Origin of the sequence: Morganella sp. HSTU-ASny43, assembly GCF_022819185.1 — a bacterium.
Classification (GTDB): Bacteria; Pseudomonadota; Gammaproteobacteria; order Enterobacterales; family Enterobacteriaceae; genus Morganella; species Morganella morganii.
On the sequence record NZ_WSPG01000003.1, the window covers coordinates 1 to 26,253 of the forward strand.

The window sequence follows — 26,253 nt, forward strand, 5'->3', positions numbered from 1 at the left end:
ATAGATTAAATGTTAAAAATAGAAAAAATTCTCATTATCTGTAAAATAATATTTCAGATTTTATTTTTTTGTTTATTGATTATGTTCCGTGTCTCAGTAATTTAATAATAACCGGATTATATTAATATTAAATTAACACAACGGAATATAGAGAATGATCGAAGATAATACCTTTATTACTTCTGATATCACTTCTGAGGGTATTGACCGGCGAAGCTTTCTGAAACTCTGTGCGGCCTTAGCGGCCACCATGGGTCTCAGTGCAAATGCATCTGCCGAAATCGCGGCGTCCGTCAGCCGTAAGGATTGCCCCCCCGTCATCTGGATATCTGCACAGGAGTGTACCGGTTGCACTGAGTCCCTGCTCCGGGCGACGCACCCGACCATCGAAAATCTCATCCTTGATATGATTTCGCTGGAGTACCACGAGGTACTCTCGGCGGCATTCGGTCATCAGGCGGAAGCCAACAAGCACAATGCGATTGAGAAATACAAAGGCAAATATGTGCTGGTGGTGGACGGCTCTGTACCGCTGAAGGATGACGGCATTTACTGCATGATTGCCGGCGAGCCGATTGCCGACCATATCCGCCGGGCGGCGGAGGGCGCTGCCGCGATTATTGCCATCGGCTCCTGTGCCGCCTGGGGCGGCGTGGCTGCCGCCGGTGATAACCCGACCGGCGCGGCATCACTGGAAGCGGTTCTGCCCGGTAAAACCGTGATTAATATTCCGGGCTGCCCGCCTAACCCGCATAACTTCCTGGCAACGGTTGCTCATATCATCACTTACGGCAAAGCCCCGGGGCTGGATGATAAAAACCGGCCGCTGTTTGCTTACGGTCATCTGATCCACGAACACTGCGAGCGCCGCGCTCACTTTGACGCCGGACGTTTTGCCAAAGCATTCGGCGACCACGGTCACCGTGAAGGCTGGTGCCTCTATCACCTCGGCTGCAAAGGGCCGGAAACGTACGGCAACTGCTCCACATTGCAGTTCTGTGATGTCGGCGGTGTGTGGCCGGTGGCTATCGGGCATCCCTGCTATGGCTGTAACGAGGCCGGCGTGGGCTTCCACAAAGGGATCCACCAGCTCGCCGGGGTACAGAACCAGACACCGCGTTCTGAAAAACCGGATGTGGAGCTGAAAGAGGGCGGTTCGGTATCGGGTGGCGCTATCGGGCTGCTCGGCGGCGTGGTCGGGCTGGTGGCCGGTGTCAGTGTGATGGCTGTCCGTGAGCTGGGCCGCCAGCAGAAGAAAAACCGGTCCGGCGATCCGCGGGGAGAGTAACTGTGAACAGGCGTGACTTTATTAAAGTGGCTTCCGGCGGGGCATTACTGTTAGGTAATACATCCGTGAGCCACGCGGCGGCGGAGAACCGCCCGCCGATCCCCGGTGCGCTCGGCATGCTGTATGACTCCACTCTGTGTGTCGGCTGTCAGGCGTGTGTGACCAAATGTCAGGATATCAATTTCCCCGGCCGTAACCCGGAAGGGGCGCAGACGTGGTCCAACAATGACAAGTTGTCGCCGTACACCAACAACATTATCCAGGTGTGGATGAGCGGTACCGGCGAACACAAAGACCAGGAAAAGGACGGTTATGCCTACATCAAGAAGCAATGTATGCACTGTGTGGATCCGAACTGTGTCTCAGTCTGCCCGGTCGGTGCGCTGAAAAAGCATCCGGTTACCGGCATTGTGCATTATGACAAAGACATCTGTACCGGCTGCCGCTACTGCATGGTCGGCTGCCCGTATGATATACCGAAATACGATTACGACAACCCGTTCGGTATGATCCACAAGTGCGAACTCTGTAACCAGAAGGGTGTTGAACTGCTCGATAAAGGCGGTTTACCCGGCTGTGTGGAAGTGTGTCCGACCGGGGCGATTATCTTCGGCACCCGCGAAGATCTGATGAGCGAGGCGAAAAACCGTCTCGGGCTGACAGCCGGAGAGGAATATGCCTATCCGCGCCAGACACTGAAAACCGGCGATAACTACAAACATCCCGTGTCTTCCTATTATCCGCATCTGTACGGCGAAAAAGAGGGTGGCGGAACTCAGGTGATGGTACTGACCGGCGTGCCGTATAAAAATCTGCAACTGCCGGAACTGGCAGAGCTCTCTACCGGAGCCCGTTCTGAAAACATCCAGCACACCCTGTACAAAGGGATGATCCTGCCGCTGGCGGTACTGGCCGGGCTCACTGTGCTGGTGCGCCGCAACAGCAAAAATGACACTCACGACGGAGGTGATGATCATGAGTCATGATCCCAAACCCCTCGGCGGCAAATTATTCAGTAAGCCGATCATCATTTTCGGGCCGCTTGTTATCCTCTGTGTTCTGCTTATCGTCAAACGTCTGGTCTTCGGGCTGGGGTCAGTCTCTGATCTGAACGGCGGCTATCCGTGGGGGATCTGGATTGCGTTTGACCTGCTGATCGGCACCGGTTTTGCCTGCGGCGGCTGGGCGCTGGCGTGGGCGGTGTATGTGTTCAACAAAGGGGAATATCACCCGCTGGTGCGTCCGGCGCTGCTGGCGAGCCTGCTGGGATATTCACTGGGCGGATTGTCTATCACCATTGACCTCGGCCGTTACTGGAATATGCCGAACTTCTTTATTCCGGGTATTTTCAACGTCAACTCCGTCCTGCTGGAAACCGCGGTCTGTATGACGATTTATATCGGCGTGATGGCACTGGAACTGGCACCGGCATTCTGTGAGCGTATGGGCTGGAAAGTCTCCCTTAAGCGGTTGAACAAAATCATGTTCTTTGTGATAGCGCTCGGCGCACTGTTACCGGCTATGCACCAATCTTCGATGGGCTCCCTGATGATTGCGGCGGGCTATAAAGTGCATCCGTTGTGGCAGAGTTATGAAATGCTGCCGCTGTTCTCTCTGCTCACCGCCTTTATTATGGGATTCTCCATTGTGGTATTTGAAGGCTCCCTGGTACAGAGCGGCCTGAAAGGCAACGGTCCCGATGAAAAACGCCTGTTCGGCAAGCTGGCACTGACCGTCAGTGTGCTGATGGCACTGTTTCTGGTGCTGCGCTTCGGGGAACTGATCTACCGCGGCAAGCTCGGACTGGCTTTCGCCGGGGATTATTACGCTGTGCTGTTCTGGTGCGAGATTGTGCTGATGGCGATTGCACTGGCGGTCTTCAGTATCCCGGCGTTCCGCCGTGACTCCCGGCTGCTCTACATTGGCGCACTGAGCATGATGCTCGGCTGTGCGGCATGGCGTCTTGCCTATTCATTGCTGGCGTTTGATCCCGGCAATGGCTATCACTACTTCCCGACGGCGGAAGAACTGTTAATTTCCATTGGTTTCGTGGCTGTTGAGATCTGCGCTTACCTTTTCCTGATCCGCCTGTTACCGATACTCCCTGCAGTCAATAAAACCGCAGCTCACCCTTATCATGAGGCAAGTAAGTCATGAGCCAGAGAATTACGATTGATCCGGTTACCCGTATCGAAGGACATTTACGCATTGACTGTGAAATCGGCGATGGTGTGGTCACCAAAGCCTGGGCGTCAGGTACCATGTGGCGCGGAATGGAAAAAATCGTCAAAGGGAAAGATCCGCGTGATGCGTGGATGATCCTCCAGCGCATCTGCGGTGTCTGTACCACCACACACGCACTGGCATCGGTGCGTGCCGTGGAAAATGCCCTGAACCTGGATGTGCCGGTAAATGCGCAGTATATCCGCAATATCATTCTGGCGGCGCACACCACCCATGATCATATTGTCCACTTTTATCAGCTCTCCGCGCTGGACTGGGTGGATATCACCTCCGCGCTGAAAGCGGATCCGGCAAAAGCCTCTGCCATGCTGAACGGCGTTTCTGACTGGCCGCTCAACAGCACGCAGGAATTCGTCAGAGTGCAGGATAAAATCAAAGCACTGGTGGAAAGCGGGCAACTGGGGATTTTTGCCAACGGCTACTGGGGACACCCGGCGATGCAGTTGCCGCCGGAAGTGAACCTGATTGCCGTCGCACACTATTTACAGGCGCTGGAATGCCAGCGCGATGCTAACCGTATTGTGGCGCTGCTGGGTGGCAAAACGCCGCACATTCAGAACCTGGCGGTCGGCGGCGTGGCAAACCCGATTAACCTCGACGGTATCGGTGTGCTGAACCTGGAACGCCTGATGTATATCAAATCATTTATCGACAAGCTGAATGATTTCGTTGAGCAGGTTTATAAAATTGATACTGCGGTCATTGCTGCATTTTACCCGCAGTGGTTTGAAACTGGGCAGGGCGCAGTGAACTACCTGAGCACCCCGGAATTCCCGACCGACGGCAAAAACGGCAGTTTCCTGTTCCCGGGCGGCTACATTGAAAACGCTGACTTAGCGACTTTCCGCCCGATCGATTCCCAGACGGATGCTTTCCTGCTGGAAGGGATTCAGGAAAGTTCTCCGCACTCCTGGTATCAGGATGAAGCGCCGCAGAAACCGTGGGAAGGCACAACTGAGCCGAAATACACCGGCTGGGATCCGGACGGTAAATACTCGTGGGTGAAATCACCGACGCTGTACGGCAAAACCGTGGAAGTCGGCCCGCTGGCCAATATGTTCTGTAAACTGGCGGCAAAACACCCCGGCACAGCCGAAAAACTGAATGAAATTATCGCGGTTTACCAGACCCTGACCGGCAACACCCCGGAGGTAAAACAGCTGCATTCCACACTCGGGCGGATTATCGGCCGTACGGTGCACTGCTGTGAATTACAGGCGGTGTTGCAGAACCAGTATGCCGCGCTGATCGCCAATATCGGTACCGGGGATCATATCACTTATGTGAAACCGGAATTCCCGGCCACCGGCGTGATAAAAGGCGTGGGTTTCCTGGAAGCACCACGCGGCATGTTATCGCACTGGGTGGTGATCAAAGACGGCGTGATTGAGAACTATCAGGCGGTGGTACCGTCCACCTGGAACTGCGGGCCGCGCAATCACGATAATGTGGCGGGGCCGTATGAGCAGTCGCTGGTCGGGCTGAAAATTGCTGATCCGGAAAAACCGCTGGAAGTGGTGCGCACTATCCACTCATTCGACCCGTGTATGGCATGTGCGGTTCATATTGTTGATGTTGATGGCCGTGAAACGGTATCAGTGAAGGTGCTGTAATGCGGATTCTGGTATTAGGTGTCGGCAATATTCTGCTGACTGACGAAGCTATCGGTGTGCATATCGCGGAAGCACTGGCGGAGCGCTATATCCTGCCGGATTATGTGGAAGTGATGGACGGCGGCACGGCGGGGATGGAACTGCTCGACAGCATGGCCGGGCGGGATCATCTGATTATCACTGACGCTATTGTGACGGCGAAAAGCGCCCCGGGCACCATCCGCATTCTGCGGGATGAGGAGGTTCCGGCGCTGTTCACTAATAAAATCTCCCCGCATCAGCTGGGGTTATCCGATGTCTTGTCCGCGCTGCGGTTTACCGGGGAATTCCCCGCCAAACTGACGCTGGTGGGCGTGGTTCCGGCCTCGCTGGAGCCGGATATCGGTCTGACCCCGCAACTGCAGGCTGCCGTTGAACCGGCACTGCAGCAGGTGCTGGCTGTACTGCGTGAATCCGGTGTTGAGGTGGTGAAGAAGGAGACGGCAGATGCCTGAGGATATTCAGGGCTTTATGCACAGCCCGACAGAGCAGATCCGCAACGCGTTTGAAAAAGTAGCGGCGGATACTATGCACGATCTCACCTTCCTGCACCCGTCAATGCCGGTTTATGTCACGGAACTGACGCTGTTTGAAGGGCAGTGGACGGGTTGTGTGATCACGCCGTGGATGTTCAGTGCCGTGATTTTTCCGGGGCCGGAGCAGCTCTGGCCGCAGCGTAAAGTCAGTGAAAAAATCGGCCTGCGGCTGGCGGATGACAGTGCGCGTATGCTGCTTTCACTGCCGGTCACGGACCCGGATGCTCCGGCGATGGCCGGGCGCAGGGCGCTGTTTACCGGAAAACCGGTACCCCGGCATGCATGAGTTATCCCTGTGTATGAGTGCAGCGGACATTATCCGCGAACAGGCTGAACAGCACGGCATTGCGCGGGTAACGGATGTCTGGCTGGAAGTCGGCGCACTGGCGGATGTTGAGGAGAGTGCACTGCATTTCTGTTTTGATATCGCCTGCCGTGATACCGTGGCGCAGGGCTGCACACTGCATATTGATGTTATCCCGGCACAGGCATGGTGCTGGGATTGCAGCCGTGAGGCCGAAATCATGCAGCACGCCGGATGCTGTCCGCACTGCGGCAGTGAACGGCTGCGCATCAGTGAAGGTGATGATTTGCGGGTAAAAAGCCTGGAAGGTGAGTGAGTTTTACGCCGCCGCCGTATTCAGCAGCCAGCGGGCGAATTGCTGCATGGCCGGGGTTTCCGTACGGGACTGTAACCGCGTCAGCCAGTAGCCGCCGAGGGTGATTTCTGCGGCAAACGGCTGTACCAGTGCGCCTGACTGTAACAGGCGGCTGAACATACATACCGGTGCGATCGCTACCCCGGCACCCAGTTGTGCCGCCTCGGCCATGGCCAGTGAGGTATCGAACACCATTACCGGCTGTGACGGGGAAGGCGGTGTGCCGCCCGCACAATCCAGCCAGCGGCTCCATTCATCCCGGCGGAATGAGCGCAGCAGGGTAAAGCGGTGAACATCATCCGGCTGCTGTAACTGTTCTGCAATGGCCGGTGAGCACAGCGGAGCGTGTGGTGCACTGAAAATCAGTTCCGCATCTGACTCATGCCACGCGCCGTTACCGAAACGGATCGTATAATCATGCCCTTCCGCCGCCGGATCCACATGGTTATTATGGGTGGAAATATGCAGATCAATATGCGGATGGCTGTCATAAAATCCGGTCAGACGCGGCAGCAGCCAGCCTGCGGCAAATGTTCCCACCGCACCGACTTTCACCCGCTCACGGAACTGCCCGTGAGAAAAACACTCCAGAGTATCCGCAATCCGGTCAAACGCCTCATTGAGCACCGGCAGTAATCCCTCACCTTCATGGGTCAGCACCAGTCCGCGTGAGACGCGGGTAAACAGCACACAGCCGAGTTGTTCTTCCAGAGCCCTGACCTGCTGGCTGACGGCGGCATGGGTGACATTCAGCTCAATCGCCGCACGGGTAAAACTGAGATGACGGGCGGCGGCCTCAAAGGCGCGCAGCGGGTTAAGGGGGAGATAACGTCTGACCATAATCCACCTGTAAGTTTTTCTTTAGGCTCTTGTTATAATTAACCGTTTGTTCTGTCCGGTGAATCTGACGATACTTGCCGCCGTCACTCACACACGGAAGGTTAATTCTGATGAAAAAATCGTTATCTGCAACACTGATTTCCGCTCTGCTGGCGTTTTCCGCCCCGGGGTTTTCTGCCGCTGATAATGTCGCGGCGGTGGTGGACAGCACCATTAAACCGCTGATGGCACAGCAGGATATTCCCGGGATGGCGGTTGCCGTCTCCGTAAAGGGTAAGCCCTATTATTTCAATTATGGTTTTGCCGATATTCAGGCAAAACAGCCGGTCACTGAAAATACACTATTTGAGCTCGGATCTGTAAGTAAAACTTTCACAGGTGTGCTGGGTGCGGTTTCTGTGGCGAAAAAAGAGATGGCGCTGAATGATCCGGCGGCAAAATACCAGCCGGAGCTGGCTCTGCCGCAGTGGAAGGGGATCACATTGCTGGATCTGGCTACCTATACCGCAGGCGGACTGCCGTTACAGGTGCCGGATGCGGTAAAAAGCCGTGCGGATCTGCTGAATTTCTATCAGCAGTGGCAGCCGTCCCGGAAACCGGGCGATATGCGTCTGTATGCAAACAGCAGTATCGGCCTGTTTGGTGCTCTGACCGCAAACGCGGCGGGGATGCCGTATGAGCAGTTGCTGACTGCACGGATCCTGGCACCGCTGGGGTTATCTCACACCTTTATTACTGTGCCGGAAAGTGCGCAAAGCCAGTATGCGTACGGTTATAAAAACAAAAAACCGGTCCGCGTGTCGCCGGGACAGCTTGATGCGGAATCTTACGGCGTGAAATCCGCCTCAAAAGATATGCTGCGCTGGGCGGAAATGAATATGGAGCCGTCACGGGCCGGTAATGCGGATCTGGAAATGGCAATGTATCTTGCACAGACCCGCTACTATAAAACCGCCGCGATTAACCAGGGGCTGGGCTGGGAAATGTATGACTGGCCGCAGCAGAAAGATATGATCATTAACGGCGTGACCAACGAGGTCGCATTGCAGCCGCACCCGGTAACAGACAACCAGGTTCAGCCATATAACCGTGCTTCCTGGGTGCATAAAACGGGGGCAACAACTGGTTTCGGCGCCTATGTGGCCTTTATTCCGGAAAAACAGGTGGCGATTGTGATTCTGGCGAATAAAAACTACCCGAATACCGAAAGAGTCAAAGCCGCACAGGCTATTTTGAGTGCACTGGAATAATTTTTTCCCTGAACAGGCCCCTGCGGATACGCCGGGGCCGTAATTTAAGATTATTCCTTATACAATAATTTGCTTTATGGGCTGTTTTATGGAGGATGAGAGTATCGGGCACTGACAGCTTCCGGCTGAACCGGATTTCACTGTGTGCTGCGGCAAACTGATGTCAGTCTCAACACACAGAGGAAAATGTTGTCATGGACGTTCTGCGTTTTATCCTCCGCTTACCTTTTATTTTGCTGCGTCTGGCGGCTCGCAGTCTTGTTTATCTCTTTACTCTGCTGGGTTTTCTGCTGCGCCCGTTCACCGGACGGATCCGCTGGGCGGTGCCGGGCTGGGTGACCTTTGCCGGTAATCAGCTTGCCCGGCTGGAGCGGGGTGTAAACCGCTATCCGAAAACCATATCTGCCTTATTATTGCTGACTGCTGCGGTGGCAGCGGGCAGTTATTACACCTGGCACTGGTATCAGAACAAACCGAAGCCGGTGGATGTTGTGCCGCTGGTGGTGCAGGATATTTCCGCGTCTGTGCAGCGCCCTTCGGCGGTTAATTATAACCGTGACGATAATTCAGCGCAGATTGTGGTGGTGACATTCTCCCGCTCTGCCGCACCGGTGACACTGATCGGCAAACCGGTCACGGCCGGTATTACCCTGACCCCCGCAATGGAAGGTGAGTGGCAGTGGCGTAATGACCGTAAGCTGGTATTCACGGCGAAAAAAACCTTCCCGATGGGGAAAACCTACACCGTCGATATGGATGCCAAAACACTGCTGGCTCCGCAGGTGGCGTTAACAGAGAAACAAAAAACCTTTACCACCCCTGAGTTTTATTATCGCGGCGGCCGGGCGGAGTTCTATCAGGATCCACAGGATCCGATGAAAAAACACGCCATTATCGGCCTGACCTTCAATGCCCCGGCAGATGTCAAAAATCTGGAATCGCGTCTGTCCATGACCCGTGACGGCAAGCCGGTGCCGTATACCGTCACTTATGATGATAAAAAACTCAAAGCCTGGATCCACTCCGGGCAGCTGGCACTCAATGATACAGACAGCGAAGTGTTGCTGACAGTCAGAGCCGGTGTCGGGGCGGCCGTTCCGGCCAATACCACGGACAAAGATGAAACCTTCCGCGTGATCGTGCCGAACCGCTACAGTCTGGATGTGACGGGCATCGATAGTCAGCTGGTGGAATCAGATGACGGAAAAGATCGCCGCGCCCTGATTGTGTCATTCTCTGACCCGGTGAATGAAAAACAGATCACAAAAGCGGTTCGTGCCCGTCTGCTGCCGGAAAAACACCCTGATTATAATTCTGAGGGGATTTACGACGACTGGAAATCAGACGATATCAGCGAAAAAGTCATCACATTATCAGAGCCGGTCACGCTGACCCCGGATGACAGCGAGCAGGAGAATCAGGCAGCATTCAGCTTCAGTTATAACGCCCCGGCCAACCGCTGGCTGCTGGTGGAGATCACCGGCGGTATGAGTTCGGCGGGCGGTTATTATCTGAAAACATCACGCTATCTGCCGGTACGCATCCCGGATTACCCGAAAACACTGCGTTTTATGTCTGACGGGGCACTGCTGTCGATGAAAGGTGAAAAACAGATCACCGTCGCGGCACGTAACTTCCCGGGCCTGCAGCTGGATGTGAAACGGGTGATCCCGGGCCAGTTACAGCACATCGTCTCCTTTAAGGATAAAAACTTTACCTCAACGGATTTTAACCGCCTGAGTGATGAATACTTTACGGAGCACTTTACTTACCAGACGGCGCTGTCTGCCGCCAACCCCGGCGATATTCAGTACAAAGGTATCGACCTGAGCAAATACCTCTCAGCTGACCCATCCGCAAAACGCGGCATATTCCTGCTGAGCCTGCGGGCGTGGGATCCGGCTAAACCGGCGGAAGCCCCGGAAGCGGAAAGCTATGACGAAGGGGATGAGGATTACGAAGAGGATGCGGTTCTCGACTCGCGCTTTGTGGTGGTCACTGATATGGGGATCATCGCGAAATCCTCCCCCGACGGCTCGCGGGATGTGTTCGTGCAGTCCGTGTATACCGGTGAGCCGGTCAGTGGCGCAAACGTTTCTGTGGTGGCCAAAAACGGCACCACACTGCTGAGCCGTACAACCGGCAGTGACGGCCACGCCGCATTCCCGCCGCTGCATGATTTCCGTAATGAGCAGATGGCGGTGATGTTCCTGGCGGAAAAAGAGGGGGATGTCTCCTTCCTGCCGGTCAATGCCTGGTATGACCGCCAGCCGGATTTCTCGCGCTTTGATATTTACGGCGACGAAACCCCGGAAGATCCGCGCACCCTCAGCAGCTATCTTTTCTCAGATCGCGGTATTTACCGGCCGGGGGAAATCTTTCATGCCGGGCTTATCACCCGTACCTATGACTGGAAAACCCCGCTGACCGGCATCCCGCTGCGGGCGGAGATCCGCGACCCGCGTGACACTCTGATGCATTCACAGCAGATTATTCTGGATGCCACCGGTTTCAGCGAACTGAGCTACACCACATCGGAAAACTCTCCGACCGGCGACTGGAATATCTATCTCTATCTGGAAGGTAAAGATGAGAATGACCTGCGTCTGCTCGGTACCACCACCGTGGTGGTGAAAGAGTTTGAGCCGGACAGCATGAAAGTGGCACTGAAACTGACGCCGGATCGTCAGCAGGGCTGGGTGAAACCGGATGAATTACAGGCGGCGGTTGATGTGCAGAACCTGTTCGGCACCCCGGCGCAGAATCGTCGTATCGCGACAAAAATGACCATGCGACCGGTTTATCCGTCATTCACGCAGTATCCGGATTACCGTTTCTATGAAAACAGCCGCAGTACGGATAACTTTGAAACCCAGCTGGAAGAGCGCACCACCGATGAAAACGGTGCCGCACTGCTGGCGTTAGGGCTGGAAAATTACGCGGAAGCGACCTATCAGTTACAGCTGTTCACCGAAGCGTTTGAGCCGGGCAGCGGCCGTTCAGTCACGGCAGCAGCGCGGGTACTGGTCTCCCCGCATGACTCGCTGGTGGGTATCAAAGCGGACGGCGACACGGATTACATCAGTAAGGATGCAGTGCGGATGCTGAATCTGATTGCGGTGGATCCGTCACTGACCCGCATCGAAAAAACCAATCTGAAACTGGTGCTTCTGGAACAGAAATACATTTCTGTACTGATGCGCCAGCCGTCCGGGGTCTTCAAATATCAGTCCAGACTGAAAGAAACCCGGATTGATGAGCAACCGCTGACTATCAGCAGCGCCGGCACTGATATCACACTGAATACCTCGAAACCCGGTCACTTTATCTTACAGGCGGAAGATGCGGACGGTAATGTGCTGAACAGAACCGACTACACCGTCGCCGGTAACGCGAACATCACCCGCTCGCTGGATCGCAATGCGGAACTGCAGCTGACGCTGAATAAAGAGGAATATAAACCGGGTGAAGAGATTGAAATTGCCGTCAGCGCGCCGTACACCGGCAGCGGTATTATCACCATTGAGCGCGACAAAGTGTATCAGTGGGTATGGTTCCGTGCAGACACCACTAACTCAGTGCAGAAAATCCGCGTACCGGCAGAACTGACCGGCAACGGCTATGTTAACGTGCAGTTTGTCCGTGATATTAACTCCGATGAAATCTTTATGAGCCCGCTGAGCTTCGGCGTGCAGCCGTTCCGCGTCAGCCATGAGGCGTTTAATGCGGGGATCACGCTGGCATCGCCGGACGTCATGAAACCGGGTGAAAACCTGGCGGTTCATGTGAAAACCACCTCGCCGCAGAATGTGGTGGTCTTTGCCATTGATGAGGGCATATTGCAGGTGGCGCGTTACCGCCTGAAAGATCCGCTCGACTATTTCTTCCGCAAACGGGCGCTGGAAGTGAAAAGCACTCAGATCCTCGACCTGATCCTGCCGGAATTCAGCAAAATGATGGCGCTGACCGCAGCACCGGGCGGGGATGCCGGAGAGGGAATCGATCTGCATCTTAACCCGTTCAAACGTAAGCGGGATGAACCGGTAGCGTACTGGTCGGGGATCACCGCCGTTGATGGCGACGCGGTCTTTAATTATCAGGTGCCGGATTATTTCAACGGTAAGATCCGCGTGATGGCAGTATCGGTTTCACCTGACCGCATCGGCCACACACAGAGCAGCACCACGGTACGGGATGATTTTGTGCTGACGCCGAATATTCCGGCCATGGTCTCCCCGGGGGATGAATTTGATGTCTCCCTCGGTATCGCCAATAACCTGACCGGCCTGAACGGTGAAGCGGTGCCGCTGGATGTCACCGTCAGCGCCGATCCGGCACTGGAAATCACCGGCAGCAGCCATGAGCAGATCACGCCCGGTGAGAAGAAAGAAACGGTATTGTCGTTCCGCCTGAAAGCCAATGCGCTGCCGGGCACGGCGGATATTACCTTCCGCGTCACTTCCGGGGATAAATCGGCGGTCCGCACACAGAATCTGTCGGTCCGCCCGGCCTCGGCTTACCGCACCCGTTCGTCTCTCGGACGGATGGACGGTAAACAGCAGCGGGTGACGGCGCTGCGGCAGATGTTTGATAACTATGCCAAGCGGGATGCGCGGGTCTCATACTCGCCGATGGTGATGAGTGAGGCGCTGTCGCAGTATCTGGATAATTATCCGTATAACTGTTCGGAGCAGATCACCAGCCGCGCCATTCCGCTGCTGTTCAGTCAGCGTAATCCGGAAATCAGCACACTGCAGTCACAGACGGAAATCCGCAAACAGCTGCAACAGACCATGACCACACTGCTGACGCGGCAGAACGGTCAGGGTGGTATCGGCGAATGGCAGGCGATGCCGGAAACCGATCCGTTTGTCACACTGTATGTGGTGCAGTTCCTGCTGGAAGCACAGGATGCGGGCTATCCGGTGCAGGAATCGCTGCTCGGCTCCGCCAATATTTACCTGAAGAAAGTGGCGGCGAACCCGATGCTCAATACGCAGGATGATCTGCGGATGCGCGCCTTTGCTGTCTACCTGCTGACCCGTCAGGGCGAGGTGACCACCGGACTGCTGGCTGAAGTACAGACACAGATGCAGAGCAGTTATCCGGACTCCTGGCAGGATGACCCGGGCGCGCTGTATCTCGCGGCATCCTACAAAATGCTGAAGATGGATAAACAGGCGGATATGATGCTGGCGCCGACCTGGAAAGCCCTGAACTCGGCTTACAGCAAAGCATGGTGGACACGGAGCTACCTCGATCCGCTGGTGCAGGACAGCACACGGCTCTACCTGATTGTCCGTCACTTCCCGGAAAAAGTGTCTGCTATCCCGCCGCAACTGCTGGAAAACATGGTGCTGCGCTTTAAAGATGAGCGTTACACCACCTATTCAGCGGCCATGAGTATTCTGGCAATGGAATACTACAGCCGTCATATGCAGCAGAGCGGGGCACAAGCCGGTGAACTCACTATCAGCGTTCTGAAAGGCACAGAAGCGCCTGAAGTGATTTCGGTGATGAAAAATGCCTCTGCGACCGGAAAATTCAGCGACGGTGTCAGTGAAATCCGCTTTGATAATCCGTCGGATAACCCGGCCTGGTATGTGGTGACAGAATCCGGTTTTGATCGCACACCGCCGCAGGCTGCGGTGGCGAAAGGGCTGGAAATCAGCCGTGATTACCTGAATGAAAAAGGTGAGGTGATAACCAGTGCGGCACAGGGCGAAAAAGTCTATGTCCGTCTGCATATCCGCGCCAATGCCAGACAGGGGCTGAATAATATTGTGGTGGCGGATCTGCTGCCGGGCGGGTTTGAGGTGGTGCGTCAGGATCCGGAAGCGGCGGACAGCCTGCAACTGTCACAGCTCCCGTTCAGCACCGGCCGCCGCTGGGTACCGGACTTCAGTGATGCCCGCGAGGACAGAGTGCTTATCTACGGCAGTGCCGCGGCGGATAGTCAGGAGTTTATCTATCAGATAAAACCGGTGAATACAGGGCGATTTATCATTCCGCCGGCGTTCGGCGAAGCCATGTATGACCGGGAGATTCAGGTGCAGTCTGCGGCAGCCGGGGTATTTACGGTTCTGCCGCCTGCCGCAGATAAACCCTGAATGCACGGGCGGTATCGGTCAGAATGAGCGGCATCCGGCGTGTAATACAGAATCTGGCGGCAGTAATTATCCTGCTGGCGCTGTTTCTGACCGGATTCCGCCTCTGGCCGCATCCGCCGCTGTCAGAAGGTGTGCCTCTGTCGGTTGCCTATTATGACCGCAACGGCACACTGCTGCGCCTGACGCTGGCAAACGATGACCGCTACCGGCTGTGGACACCGCTGGAAGAAATGTCCCCGCTGCTGACAGAGGGAACGCTGCGTTATGAGGATCGCTGGTTTTATCTCCACCCCGGCTTTAACCCATACAGTCTCACGCGCGGTTTTTTTGTCAGTTATATCAGCGGGGAGCGGCTTCAGGGCGGCTCAACCATCACCATGCAGCTGGCACGGATGCGCTGGCATCTCAACACCCGCACCCTGCGGGGGAAAACCGAACAGATCCTGCGGGCTGTGCAGCTGGAACTGAGCTATTCCAAACACGACATTCTGGAAGCCTATCTTAACTATGCCCCCTATGGCCGGAATATTGAGAGCGCCGGGGCAGCCTCACTGGTCTATTTCAATAAAAAACCGGCGGATTTAACGCTGCCGGAAGCCCTGACGCTGGCGGTACTGCCGCAGTCGCCGGGATATCGTGTCACACCCGGAGGTGCGGATATCAGCCAGCCGCTGATGCAGGCACGCAACCGGCTCTGGCAGCACTGGCGGCAAGAGCATCCGGACAATGAAAACATGGCGGCACTGTTTGAACTGCCGCTGATGCTGCGTCAGCCGGAACAGATGCCTTACATCGCCCCGCATCTGATTGAGCAGATAGCCCGGCAGAACCGGTTCAGTGCTGAAAAACCGCAGACGGTGGTTACCACGCTGGATGTTAATCTTCAGCGCATTGCCGAAAAACAGGTGGCTGCTTTTATCGCCCGCCGTCAGCAGGCGGGGCTGCATAATGCGGCGGTGCTCCTCGTCGATACCCGTGATATGGGCGTGCGGGCGCTGGTGGGATCGGCGGATTATTACAACACGGAGATCCACGGCCAGGTGAACGGCACCAACGCCAAACGCTCTCCCGGCTCGGCACTGAAACCCTTTATTTACGCTCTCGGGCTGGAGCAGGGCGTACTGCATCCGCTGACCATTCTTAAAGATGTGCCGTCCACTTTCGGCAGCTACGCGCCGGAGAACTTTGATCTGCGCTTTATGGGGCCGCTGCCGGCAACACAGGCACTGAACTACAGCCGTAATATTCCGGCGGTGGATATCGCGGCAAAACTCAGCAAACCGAATCTCTATCAGTTTCTCCGTCTGGCCGGGCTCTCCGGGATGGCGGGAGAAAAACACTATGGGCTGTCGCTGGTCCTGGGCGGCGGTGAAGTGACCGCGCAGGAGCTGGCAAAACTCTATGCGATCCTCGCAAACCGGGGCGTTCTGCGCCCGCTGCGGATGACCGAATCCGAACAGCCCGCTGCGCCGGTCCGTCTGCTGAGTGAGGAAGCGGCATTTATCACCCTGGATATGCTGGGGCAGCACCGTCGTCCCGGTAACACCCTCGCGCAAAAACCGATGACACTGCCGGTGTACTGGAAAACCGGCACGTCCTGGGGATTCCGTGATGCCTGGAGCAGCGGTATCACCGGACCGTATGTGCTGGTGGTCTGGCTCGGGAACTTTGACGGCACCGGAAACAGTGCGCTGATTGGCGCGGAAGCTGCCGCACCGCTGTTTTTCAATATTATCGACAACATTATGGCGGAGTATCCGGCACTGCGGGAACCGGACTTTCCGCTGCCGGAGAACCTCCGTCAGGTGGAGGTTTGTCTGGCCAGCGGCAACCTGCCGACGCAGTGGTGTCAGCGGCGGGGCAAAACCTGGTTTATCCCGGGCAAATCTCCCATTGCGGTTGATTCCATCTACCGCCCGGTGGCGACGGATAAAATCACCGGCGATGTGGTCTGCCCGCCTTATGATCCTGCACAGGTGAATATTGATATCTATGAATACTGGCCGTCTGACCTGGCACGGGTATTTGCCCTGGCCGGTCTGCCGAAGAAAACCCCGCCGTCTGTCGCACACTGCAAAGGCGGCAACAGCCTGATCGGCGGTACTCCGCCACAAATTACCTCTCCGCTGCGCAACACCACTTACACACTGCGACGGACAGCAAAACAGCCATCCTCCCTGTTTTTTACCGCCACCGCCGATAATGACAGCAGTGTGATTTACTGGTTTGCCGGTGATGCATACCTCGGTAACAGCACCAGCCGCCGCCCGCTGGAATGGAAACCGGAAGCCGCCGGACGCTACCGTATCCGCGCCGTGGATGACCACGGCCGCGCAGATTCACGGATTATTCAGGTGGATATTCTGGGGGTGAGGGACAGGTAAATTGTAAACACCCTCCGGAACAAATCACATTCCGGGAGGGTGCTGATAATAAAACCGCTTATTTATTTTTTATCGCTGATACGGGAAAAATCCCACTCTTTTAAAGCTTCTGCGGCATCTTTATTGCCGTATTTTGCCGACAATATCAGGTTATCCCGTGCTTTTCGCAGATCATCATCGCTGCCGGTACCGGCCATTTTGTGATAGTACATCCACGCGACTTTATATTTCGCCATTTCATGATGATTGCCCTGTTCAAGAGAGGTCATTTCATAATAGCGGGCAGCCTGCGGATAATCTTTTTCCAGCCCGGCCTGACCGAAATAGAGCATATCCCCGGCGAGGTGTGCGGTATTGCTGTCACCCAGTTTTGCTCCCGCATCAAAATACGCGAGGGCTTTTTTACCGTCGACCGGGATCCCGCGCTCATTCGGTTTGCGGTAGAGATTACCCAGCACGTTGTAAGCACGGGCGTACCCGTTTTTACCGGCCAGCTCATAGTAATAGATCATTTTTTCCGTATCTTCCGGAACGCGTTCGCCACGGGCATAGTTTACCCCCAGCGAGAATGCCGCCGGGCCGTCACCGCTTTCTGCTTTTTGCCGCTTCGCTTCAATTTCCTGTTCATAACGACCGTATTGCTCATACACCTGCTTTTTCTTAATACGCTGCAGCACGGTTTCGCGTTCTGCATCCGTCAGTGTGGCGATAAGGTCGTCCCCCTCCCGGGAGCTGACACCGGCAAGTGAGCCGTAGTAATAGGCTTCTGATGCATTCTTCTTCGCTATCTGCGCGTCATACATACCTTTCAGGGCATGTGTGTTGTTATACGTCAGTGAGCGGGTATACCACGCGATAGCTTTGTCAGGATCCGGTGCCCGGCGACAGAAGCCTTCAAGCCACGCATCACCCATGGCTTTGGTCCGCTCTTCCGGCGGCATCAGCATATGGTTATCGGTATTTTCCGGATAGTCCGATTTTTTCAGCCACTCCGTCAGATACTGCTCCGCTTTAGCGGGATCGGCATTGTCACGGCGGCAATATTCCGGCGACATATAGTATTCGTAGAGTGTTTCTGTGGCAGCGATATCGCCGCTATCATGGCCTTTTTGCAGATAAGACAGTGCTTTATCCATGTCATTATTCTGCCGGTAATAATAGAACAGGTCGATTTGTGCATCTGCCCGTTTATCTGCCTCCGATTCCAGCAGTGTGAGATATTTTTTGTTGTCTGCCTTATACAGATAGCTGCCGTTGTCATCTCTGAGAGTGCCGCGATACAGCTGAGTCAGTGCTTCAAACGCGGCTTTTGACACCTCTTCATCACTGTTTTTCAGACCGTTTTCCACCCGGGTGATAATACCGGTCCACTCCGGTGAATCCTGTGTAATGCGGTTCTCTCTGAGCTGCATGATGGCCAGCATGGTATCGGAGCAATTGTCACCTTTCTCCGCGCCACGGCGTAATACCGCCATTTTACCGTTATTGGTTTCAGTCGCTCCGGCCAGAGCGCAGAATGCAGGCAGATAACCGCTTTCCGCGCTTTTTTCAAACCAGTAACGGGTGGTATCATAATAGCCGCTGCTCTTATAGTGTTCCCCGGCGGCGTTCATGGCGCTGCTGTCTCCGGCCAGTGCCGGTTTTATCGTGCTCTCATAGAATGCGATATTTTCTGATACATCACGCGGCCCTTTGTAGGCACGTATCAGGACAATGGCTTTATCCCAGTCCGGTGTGATAATCCGTCGCTGTGTCTCTTTATCGTACTCTCCCTTTTCATAGGTATCTGCCAGCAGGATTGTGGCATAGTTATGACCGGCATCTGCTGCCTTTTGCAGGTATGGCAGGGCTTGCAGCAGATCTTTTTGTGTGCCGCGCCCGAGAAAATAAGCATAACCGGTTTCATAAGCAGCATTTGGGCTTTCATCCGCCAGTTTTACATTTATTTCAAACTGATCCATTGCTTTCAGCTCGTGAGCACCGTAATCACCGGCTTTGCTGAAATAATAACGGGCTTTCTGACGATCTGCGCTGACAAGATTGCTGCCCTGCAGGTACTGTGTACCCAGATCACGCAGATAGCTGTTATTGCCGGTTCCCGGGAGTTTGTCATACAGCGACAGAAGCAATTTTTTATCTTCCGGACTGAGCGTGTCTGCGTTTTTGTAGTCATCAATCAGTGTGGTGACAGCATTTTCGTTACCGCCTTCGGCTGCCATTTTCAGGTAATACCGTGATTTTTCCGGATCCTGAATCAGGCCGTGGTTGCCGTTCCTCCAGGCATAAGATAATTCATAGGCGGCTTCAGCATCCCCTTTCTGTACGCGGGCATTCAGGTCTGCCAGGGTGTCACGGCTCTTTTTGACTTTGCTCAGGCGTGATTCTGTGAAACGGTAATCGCGATCAGGAATTTTTTCGTACCAGGCGACGGAGGTATTCAGGTCAGCTTTTACACCGTATTTACCTTCATAATAGATCTCGCCCAATTCATACATACAGGCCCATCCTCCGGCATCTGCACACTGTGTCAGCCGGGGCACAATATCGCGTTCTGTCAGTCCGGTTATCCGCAGAAACGCCTGATTCAGGTTGCTCTGCGTGCCGGAGCGGGTCGCGCTCTTCAGACGATTCACCATGTATTCACCGGCGTCTGTGTTGCCCAGCGCTGCCGCTTTCATCATCAGTTCAATATCCGGACGCAGGATCTCATCGGTCATATCCGGTTTATCTTCCGCATCTTCCAGTTTCAGCTTCGCATAGTAATACGTGACAACAGGATCCTGACCCAGCAGCGGTTCAATCAGTTTCTGCGCTTCCGCGTTATTATCCCGCAGGGCAAGCAGGACCCAGAATTGCCTGGCAAGGAGGTTGTTTTTACCTTCGGAGAATACAATCTGCGTGACATCATGCCATTCTTTTTCCGTCAGCAGGGAACGGGCATATCCGCTTTTCATTATTTCCAGTGCCAGCTTTAAAGCCTGTTCATTATTGCCGGTATTGAGCGAAATAAGCGATTTTGCCAGGTGAACATTAGCACTGGGGGTATATTCGCTGGCTTTCAGATACAGTTCCATAGCTTGTTTACGGTTTTTTACCGGATCTTCCTGCAACAGATAATCGGCATAAAAATACGCCTGGCGGTAGTTATCATTTTCTTCGATATCTTTTTTCAGGAACGCGATAATCTCTTTGTCATCAATTTCACCGCCGGTATCAAAGGAAAAATACAGATCCGTTAAACGCCGGTAAGCCTTATCCTGAAAATAGGGATCTCTCAGCAGGGATTTATAGATCCCGACCGCTTTTTTCATATCCTGCTCAACACCGATACCTCTGGCGTATTTATAGGCCAGTTGATCCTGTGAATCCGGCAGGGGAGATAATTCAGCCGATTTTTTATTCAGTTCGAAGGCCCGGACCGGATCATAAATATTCCCTTCCTGATCACCGTAACGTGCGGAAGCCAGCATCAGCGCCTCCGGGTCATCCGGATATTTTTCCAGTAATTTGGCTAAATAGGCAGATACCTGTGCGTTGGTGTCGTTATCCGGAAACTGATAGCTGCTGACAATATCCTCAATAATATCGATTAATGCATCGTGATGTCCGGTATTCGCAGCCTGTTTAAGGTATTTCGCCGCACGCTCCCGGTCATAACCGAAGGCATCATCAAAACGGATATTACGGTGGATTTGATAAAGCAGATAAAGGGCATCGGGATATCCGGCATCAGCTGAGGCTGTCAGATATTCAGGATTTGTTTTGGTATCAAGATACCAGGTATAAAGGGCTTTCGGATCTTTTTGATTAATCAGCGGCAGTAAATAGCGGAGGGCTTTTTCTTTATCTGCGATAACACCCGTTCCCTGCATATAAGTATCATAGAGGGCATAACGGGCATGCTTATTGCCGTTCTCCGCCATTTTCTCCAGTTTTGCCAGCCGGGCGGTTATTTCATCTGCCGTTTCTGAGCCGAAAAGGGATAATGCTTTCGGCATCAAATCATCTTCATTGAGTGAGCTGATTTGTGAAAATGCCATATAGCGGTATTTTTTTGCCTGTCCCGGATCGGCTTCTATTCCGTGACCGCCTTTTTCATATATTCCGGAAAGCAGCATGGCAGGCAGGGTAAATTGCTCGCTGAGCAACGGTGTCAGAATATCGACCGCTTTTTTATAATCTTTATCATATTCATACGCGATATAGCCCAGCGCGAATTTTGCAAAAAACGACCCCTGATCTGCGGCTGCAGTCATATATTTCCGCGCCTGTTCTGCATCTGACGGAATATTGCCGTATTTATCGAGAAGATAAATAGTGCCCAGTAATTCCTGAGCCTCACGGACACCGACCTGTGCAGCAGCTTTCAGGGAGGTAATACCGTACTGATCCTGTGCGGTATCTTGTGTTATACCGTGATAGCGGTAATAACCGAGGTTGTATAAGGCACTTTTATTACCGGCATTCGCGGCCCGTTCCAGCCACTGATAACCCAGCAACGCATTGGCCGGTGCATCATAGCCATTGAGATACATAACAGACAATGCATAAGCTGCCTGCGGATCCTTTTCCGCCTCTGCGGAAAAATAACGGAATGCCCCGTCAGTATCCCCGGATAAATACAGCTCATAGCCTTTATCTGCCGGGGTGCTGCCGGACGTCACTGAATACGTCAGCCAGGCCCCGCCGGACAGTGCAATAGCAATAAGCAGAGCAAGCCCCAGTTTACGTTGCTTTGTCATATCAGTCCTTATACGGATTAATCTTAAATAAACAGGAAGACAGAAAATAAAAATTTGACTTAGTGTAACGGAATAAAGAAGTAATTCAATGTTATCCGGCCAACAGAAAAATAAATGAAAACAGCCTGTTATTATCGGAGAATATCCGGTGTAATCGGTTTTTTGATGCGGAAAAATCGTTATCTGAATAACAAACGGGAGATGATACAAAGAAGCGAAGTTTGGGCGGAAAATTAACCTGACAAAGAAGATTTAATATATTGCATTCGTTTCCGAGAGATATTCAGAATAACAATATCCCTGAGATTTATGAATATCATTAGTAAGGTTTGCAGGGATATTTGCATTACCTGCCTGATATTGGCACACAAATCAAAAAATTGGTGGATCACTTTTGCGACACTCAGCACCTGATGTAAAAAAGCCACCCGGTGAAGAGTGGCTTAATACACTGATAAATCAGTAAAAATTTGGTGGCCCCTACTGGACTTGAACCAGTGACCAAGCGATTATGAGTCGCGTGCTCTAACCAACTGAGCTAAGGGGCCGAAGTGGGTGAGATTATACTGCCAGTTGTCTGCGGGGTCTAGCGTTTCTTGTCTATCTGACTGTTTTATGAGCGGAATATTGCCTGTCAAAAATGATTTCTGAATATCAATTGTGTAAGTGAATTACTTCTTGTCCGGCAATGAATAAGCATAAAAAAAGGCGCCGTTAAACGGCGCCTGATAATGCTCTGATCCTGAAGCGGATTATTCGTCCAGGAAGCTGCGTAACACTTCAGAACGGCTCGGGTGGCGCAGTTTGCGCAGTGCCTTCGCTTCAATCTGACGGATACGTTCGCGGGTAACGTCAAACTGTTTACCCACTTCTTCCAGCGTGTGGTCAGTATTCATATCAATACCGAAACGCATACGCAGAACTTTCGCTTCACGCGGGGTCAGGCCGGCCAGCACTTCGTGAGTTGCGGAACGCAGGCTCTCTGAGGTGGCTGAATCCAGCGGCAGTTCGAGGGTGGTATCCTCGATGAAATCCCCTAAGTGCGAATCTTCATCATCACCAATCGGTGTTTCCATTGAGATTGGCTCTTTGGCGATTTTCAGCACTTTGCGGATTTTATCTTCCGGCATCAGCATCCGCTCTGCCAGTTCTTCCGGTGACGGCTCACGGCCCATCTCCTGAAGCATCTGACGGGAGATACGGTTGAGTTTGTTGATAGTCTCAATCATATGCACCGGGATACGGATAGTACGCGCCTGGTCCGCGATAGAGCGGGTAATCGCCTGACGGATCCACCAGGTGGCATAGGTTGAGAACTTATAACCACGACGGTATTCAAATTTATCAACCGCTTTCATCAGACCGATGTTACCTTCCTGAATCAGATCCAGGAACTGCAGGCCACGGTTGGTGTATTTTTTCGCGATAGAGATAACCAGACGTAAGTTCGCCTCAACCATCTCTTTTTTCGCACGGCGGGCTTTCGCTTCACCGATAGACATGCGGCGGTTAATATCTTTGACCTGTTCAATGGTCAGGCCGGTTTCTTCTTCAATCTGACGCAGACGTTGCAGGCTGCGTTCAACTTCTTCCGCGACATCCTGCAGTTTTTCAGACCACGGTTTGTTCATCGCGACAGCAGCAGTAAACCAGGAATCACTGGTTTCATTGCCGGTGAACAGGGTGATGAAGTTTTTCTTCGGCATTTTGCTCTGCTCAACGCAGAGTTTCATGATGTAGCGTTCCTGCTGACGGACACGATCCATCATTTCACGCATGTTGTTGACCAGATGGTCAAACTGCTTCGGAACTAAACGGAACTCTTTGAAAACTTCAGAGAGCTGCTGGATTTCCGCATTGGTGTTCGGGTGGTCGCGGCCGTGAATTTTAATCTGCTGACGCGCTTTTTCATGCTGCACACGCAGCGCTTCGAATTTCTGACGAGCCAGTTCAGGATCGATGCTGTTATCGTCATCGCTGTCACTGTCATCCTCTTCTTCTTCGTCTTCGTCGTCGTCATCTTTGTTTAATTCTTCGGCCGGCAGCTCAGAACCGATGTTGGTTGCGGTTGGTGCCAGATCTTCTTCCGCGTTCGGGTCAACAAAGCCGGTAATCAGGTCAGAAAGACGGACTTCGCCTGCTTCAACGCGGTCGTACTGATCGAGTAAATACGTGATTGCCTCAGGATATTCAGCAACGGAACACTGAACCTGATTGATGCCATCTTCGATGCGCTTGGCAATGTCAATTTCGCCTTCGCGGGTCAACAGTTCTACCGTCCCCATTTCACGCATATACATACGTACAGGGTCAGTGGTCCGGCCAATTTCCGATTCTACACTTGAGAGGACTTGTGCTGCAGCTTCGGCTGCATCATCATCGGTGTCTGTTGAATTCTCTGCCAGCATCAGATCATCAGCATCAGGTGCTTCTTCCATTACCTGAATGCCCATGTCATTGATCATCTGGATAATATCTTCGATCTGATCAGAATCGACGATATCTTCAGGCAGATGGTCATTGACTTCAGCATAGGTCAGATAGCCTTGCTCCTTACCACGGGTGACAAGAAGTTTCAGCTGTGACTGCGGGTTTTGCTCCATAAGACGGTATCCACACTTCTGAGTATTTAGGTTTGTGTTGGTCGGCAAAACAACTTAGCCAGCAACAATAACAATCAAGGATTTCTTTTCTTCGGCCATGAACCTTGGTGACATGGCATGCAGGGCTGTTCCTGCTGTCTGCGGCACTTAAGCCGTTATATTCATCATAGTTTAATAATAATACTTATTGCCGGACCCGCACGAGAAGACTCACTTCATTGCGCTCTTCAGGGGTCAGACCTTCTGTCCGCTCTTTGGCGATCAGGAAGTTAAATCTGTCATTGAGAGCAGATACCACCAGATGATTTAAGGCATCTTTGAAGGTTTTTTCTGCTATCTCATCTATCTCTATATCGTTCCATCCGGCCAGTTTTTCAAGCTGTGGCGCTAATTTATTATCACGGTAGTGTTCCAGTAACTGACCGGTGGTCAGCCCGGGCTGTGATAAACAGGTATCAATCAGCTCCCTGAATAATGAAAAACCGGCAATACGGCTGGTATCAATGGATTCCAGCGGCGGCACTAATTGTGCAAACTGCGGATTCTGCACCAGCAGGGCAATCAGGATCCGCATGGTAGTCGGTTTCAGTTTCGGAGCCTGATAACCGGGACTGTTTTCACTCTGGCGGACCGCCTGTTTGAGCTGCGTGATATCCGGTAATCCGAGTAAATTGCCCAGATCCTGCAATAAAAACGCCTGTTGGGCTTCACCCGGCACGCGGCTTATCAGCGGCATGGCGAGGGCATTCAGCTTGCTGCGCCCCTCCGGGGTGCTCATATCCACCTGGCGCAGCAGGGTATCGAACAGAAACTGAGACAGACTGTGTGCCTCATTCTGCCGCTGCTCGAAGGCTTCACGGCCTTCGCGGCGCACCAGTGAATCCGGATCGTCGCCGTCCGGTAAAAACATAAAACGAAGCTGCCGCCCGTCATTAAGATGGGGAAGAGCAGTTTCGAGTGCCCGCCAGGCGGCTTCACGTCCGGCGCGGTCTCCGTCATAACAACAAATTATGGTATCAGATGTCCGATAGAGCAACTGTATGTGCTCTGCCGTTGTCGATGTCCCGAGTGAGGCCACCGCATAATCAATACCGAACTGTGCCAGGGCAACCACATCCATATAGCCTTCCACCACAAGGATGCGGGACAGTTCGCGGTTATTCTGCTGCGCTTCATACAGCCCGAATAACTGGCGGCCCTTATGAAAAATATCGGTTTCCGGTGAATTCAGGTATTTCGGCAGTGCGTCATCAAGAACACGTCCGCCGAAGGCAATTACCCGGCCGCGCCGGTCGCGGATAGGAAACATCACACGTTCCCGGAAACGGTCATAGCAGCGGCCGTTATCATTGACCACTAACATGCCGGCATCCAGCAACTGCTGACGATCATCCTCACTGCGGGCAAAGCGTTTGAGAACGTTGTCCCATCCGGCGGGGGCATAGCCGATTGCAAACCGGCTGATAATTTCCTGACTCAGACCCCGGCGGTTCAGATACTCACGGGCATGACCGGCGTTATCGGCCTGTAATGCATGGCGGTAAAAGCTGTCCAGTTTTTCCATCAGCTGATACAGGTTCTGGCGCTGATGTTTTTCTATCTGGCTGCTGCCGCTTCCGGTTTCATAAGGAACATCCAGCCCGTGCATTGCTGCTAATTCTTCGATCGCCTCGACAAACTCGAGCCGGTCATAATTAATTAAAAAATCAATAGCATTGCCGTGGGCACCACAGCCGAAGCAGTGGTAAAACTGTTTATCGCTGCTGACTGTAAAAGAGGGAGTTTTTTCGTTGTGGAAAGGACAACACGCCTGGTGATTTTTACCGTGTTTTTTCAGCGGCACCCTGACATCGATAAGATCGATGATATCGGTTCTCGCTAATAAGTCGTTGATAAATGTGCGTGGAATGCGCCCGGCCATAACCCCTTTTTCGCCTGTCTGATA

General features: G+C 53.3%; 14 protein-coding genes and 1 tRNA gene. 10 read left to right on the forward strand and 5 right to left on the reverse strand.

Translation table 11 applies throughout. The features are described 5' to 3' along the window. Positions 1 to 154: 154 nt before the first annotated feature. Genes hybO through hypA form a run of 7 tightly spaced genes read left to right on the forward strand, consistent with a single transcriptional unit; the run spans position 155 to position 6,340 of the window. The gene (hybO, locus tag GN208_RS02300) at positions 155 to 1,288 is read left to right on the forward strand and encodes a hydrogenase 2 small subunit (protein ID WP_243828286.1); all 1,134 of its coding nucleotides are present in this window, start codon (positions 155 to 157) and stop codon (positions 1,286 to 1,288) included. Between the two features lie 2 nt (positions 1,289 to 1,290). After that, positions 1,291 to 2,274 carry a hydrogenase 2 operon protein HybA gene (gene hybA / locus GN208_RS02305; protein ID WP_015422969.1) on the forward strand — a complete coding sequence of 328 codons (984 nt, stop codon included), beginning with the start codon at positions 1,291 to 1,293 and terminating at the stop codon, positions 2,272 to 2,274. After that, the gene (hybB, locus tag GN208_RS02310; protein WP_015422968.1) at positions 2,264 to 3,445 is read left to right on the forward strand and encodes a Ni/Fe-hydrogenase cytochrome b subunit; all 1,182 of its coding nucleotides are present in this window, start codon (positions 2,264 to 2,266) and stop codon (positions 3,443 to 3,445) included. The genes hybA and hybB overlap by 11 nt, the downstream gene beginning before the upstream one ends. Beyond that, a complete protein-coding gene (gene hybC / locus GN208_RS02315; RefSeq protein WP_004236380.1) occupies positions 3,442 to 5,145 on the forward strand; it encodes a hydrogenase 2 large subunit in 1,704 nt (567 codons plus the stop codon). Before hybB ends, hybC begins: the two co-directional genes overlap by 4 nt. After that, a complete protein-coding gene (locus GN208_RS02320; RefSeq protein ID WP_004236381.1) occupies positions 5,145 to 5,639 on the forward strand; it encodes a HyaD/HybD family hydrogenase maturation endopeptidase in 495 nt (164 codons plus the stop codon). The genes hybC and GN208_RS02320 overlap by 1 nt, the downstream gene beginning before the upstream one ends. Further along, the gene (gene hybE, locus GN208_RS02325; protein WP_243828287.1) at positions 5,632 to 6,006 is read left to right on the forward strand and encodes a [NiFe]-hydrogenase assembly chaperone HybE; all 375 of its coding nucleotides are present in this window, start codon (positions 5,632 to 5,634) and stop codon (positions 6,004 to 6,006) included. The genes GN208_RS02320 and hybE overlap by 8 nt, the downstream gene beginning before the upstream one ends. Continuing rightward, complete coding sequence (hypA, locus tag GN208_RS02330) at positions 5,999 to 6,340, forward strand: hydrogenase maturation nickel metallochaperone HypA (protein ID WP_004193196.1); 342 nt, start codon at positions 5,999 to 6,001, stop codon at positions 6,338 to 6,340. The genes hybE and hypA overlap by 8 nt, the downstream gene beginning before the upstream one ends. 3 nt (positions 6,341 to 6,343) lie before the next feature. Here the strand turns inward: hypA and ampR are convergent, their stop codons facing one another. Further along, complete coding sequence (ampR, locus tag GN208_RS02335; protein WP_004236384.1) at positions 6,344 to 7,219, reverse strand: LysR family transcriptional regulator AmpR; 876 nt, start codon at positions 7,217 to 7,219, stop codon at positions 6,344 to 6,346. A gap of 110 nt (positions 7,220 to 7,329) precedes the next feature. Between ampR and GN208_RS02340 the strand changes: the two genes are divergently transcribed. From GN208_RS02340 to pbpC, 3 genes are all read left to right on the forward strand, one after another. Then, positions 7,330 to 8,469 (forward strand): extended-spectrum class C beta-lactamase DHA-1, encoded by a 1,140-nt coding sequence (locus GN208_RS02340; protein ID WP_004236386.1) that lies wholly within the window; start codon positions 7,330 to 7,332, stop codon positions 8,467 to 8,469. Positions 8,470 to 8,663: 194 nt separating this feature from the next. Then, a complete protein-coding gene (locus tag GN208_RS02345) occupies positions 8,664 to 14,579 on the forward strand; it encodes an alpha-2-macroglobulin (protein WP_243828288.1) in 5,916 nt (1,971 codons plus the stop codon). Between the two features lie 23 nt (positions 14,580 to 14,602). Next, complete coding sequence (pbpC, locus tag GN208_RS02350; protein WP_004236388.1) at positions 14,603 to 16,963, forward strand: penicillin-binding protein 1C; 2,361 nt, start codon at positions 14,603 to 14,605, stop codon at positions 16,961 to 16,963. A 62-nt stretch (positions 16,964 to 17,025) separates the two neighbouring features. On the opposite strand, the gene GN208_RS02355 is transcribed toward pbpC, so the two are convergent. From GN208_RS02355 to dnaG, 4 genes are all read right to left on the reverse strand, one after another. Further along, complete coding sequence (locus GN208_RS02355; protein WP_015422966.1) at positions 17,026 to 21,705, reverse strand: SEL1-like repeat protein; 4,680 nt, start codon at positions 21,703 to 21,705, stop codon at positions 17,026 to 17,028. A 471-nt stretch (positions 21,706 to 22,176) separates the two neighbouring features. Next, positions 22,177 to 22,253 (reverse strand) — tRNA-Ile (locus GN208_RS02360). Positions 22,254 to 22,457: 204 nt separating this feature from the next. After that, entirely contained in the window at positions 22,458 to 24,356 is a 1,899-nt protein-coding gene (rpoD, locus tag GN208_RS02365; RefSeq protein WP_223302412.1) for an RNA polymerase sigma factor RpoD, read from the reverse strand. A 136-nt stretch (positions 24,357 to 24,492) separates the two neighbouring features. Next, positions 24,493 to 26,229 carry a DNA primase gene (gene dnaG / locus GN208_RS02370; protein ID WP_024474555.1) on the reverse strand — a complete coding sequence of 579 codons (1,737 nt, stop codon included), beginning with the start codon at positions 26,227 to 26,229 and terminating at the stop codon, positions 24,493 to 24,495. Positions 26,230 to 26,253 lie beyond the last annotated feature (24 nt).

Excerpts from the sequence above, each read along its gene's own strand:
- hybB (WP_015422968.1), top strand. The coding sequence starts at position 2,264 with ATGAGTCATGATCCCAAACCCCTCGGCGGCAAATTATTCAGTAAGCCG.
- dnaG (WP_024474555.1), bottom strand. The coding sequence starts at position 26,229 with ATGGCCGGGCGCATTCCACGCACATTTATCAACGACTTATTAGCGAGA.
- hybE (WP_243828287.1), top strand. The coding sequence starts at position 5,632 with ATGCCTGAGGATATTCAGGGCTTTATGCACAGCCCGACAGAGCAGATC.
- GN208_RS02320 (WP_004236381.1), top strand. The coding sequence starts at position 5,145 with ATGCGGATTCTGGTATTAGGTGTCGGCAATATTCTGCTGACTGACGAA.
- hybO (WP_243828286.1), top strand. The coding sequence starts at position 155 with ATGATCGAAGATAATACCTTTATTACTTCTGATATCACTTCTGAGGGT.
- pbpC (WP_004236388.1), top strand. The coding sequence starts at position 14,603 with ATGAGCGGCATCCGGCGTGTAATACAGAATCTGGCGGCAGTAATTATC.
- ampR (WP_004236384.1), bottom strand. The coding sequence starts at position 7,219 with ATGGTCAGACGTTATCTCCCCCTTAACCCGCTGCGCGCCTTTGAGGCC.
- hypA (WP_004193196.1), top strand. The coding sequence starts at position 5,999 with ATGCATGAGTTATCCCTGTGTATGAGTGCAGCGGACATTATCCGCGAA.
- GN208_RS02355 (WP_015422966.1), bottom strand. The coding sequence starts at position 21,705 with ATGACAAAGCAACGTAAACTGGGGCTTGCTCTGCTTATTGCTATTGCA.
- GN208_RS02340 (WP_004236386.1), top strand. The coding sequence starts at position 7,330 with ATGAAAAAATCGTTATCTGCAACACTGATTTCCGCTCTGCTGGCGTTT.
- hybC (WP_004236380.1), top strand. The coding sequence starts at position 3,442 with ATGAGCCAGAGAATTACGATTGATCCGGTTACCCGTATCGAAGGACAT.
- GN208_RS02345 (WP_243828288.1), top strand. The coding sequence starts at position 8,664 with ATGGACGTTCTGCGTTTTATCCTCCGCTTACCTTTTATTTTGCTGCGT.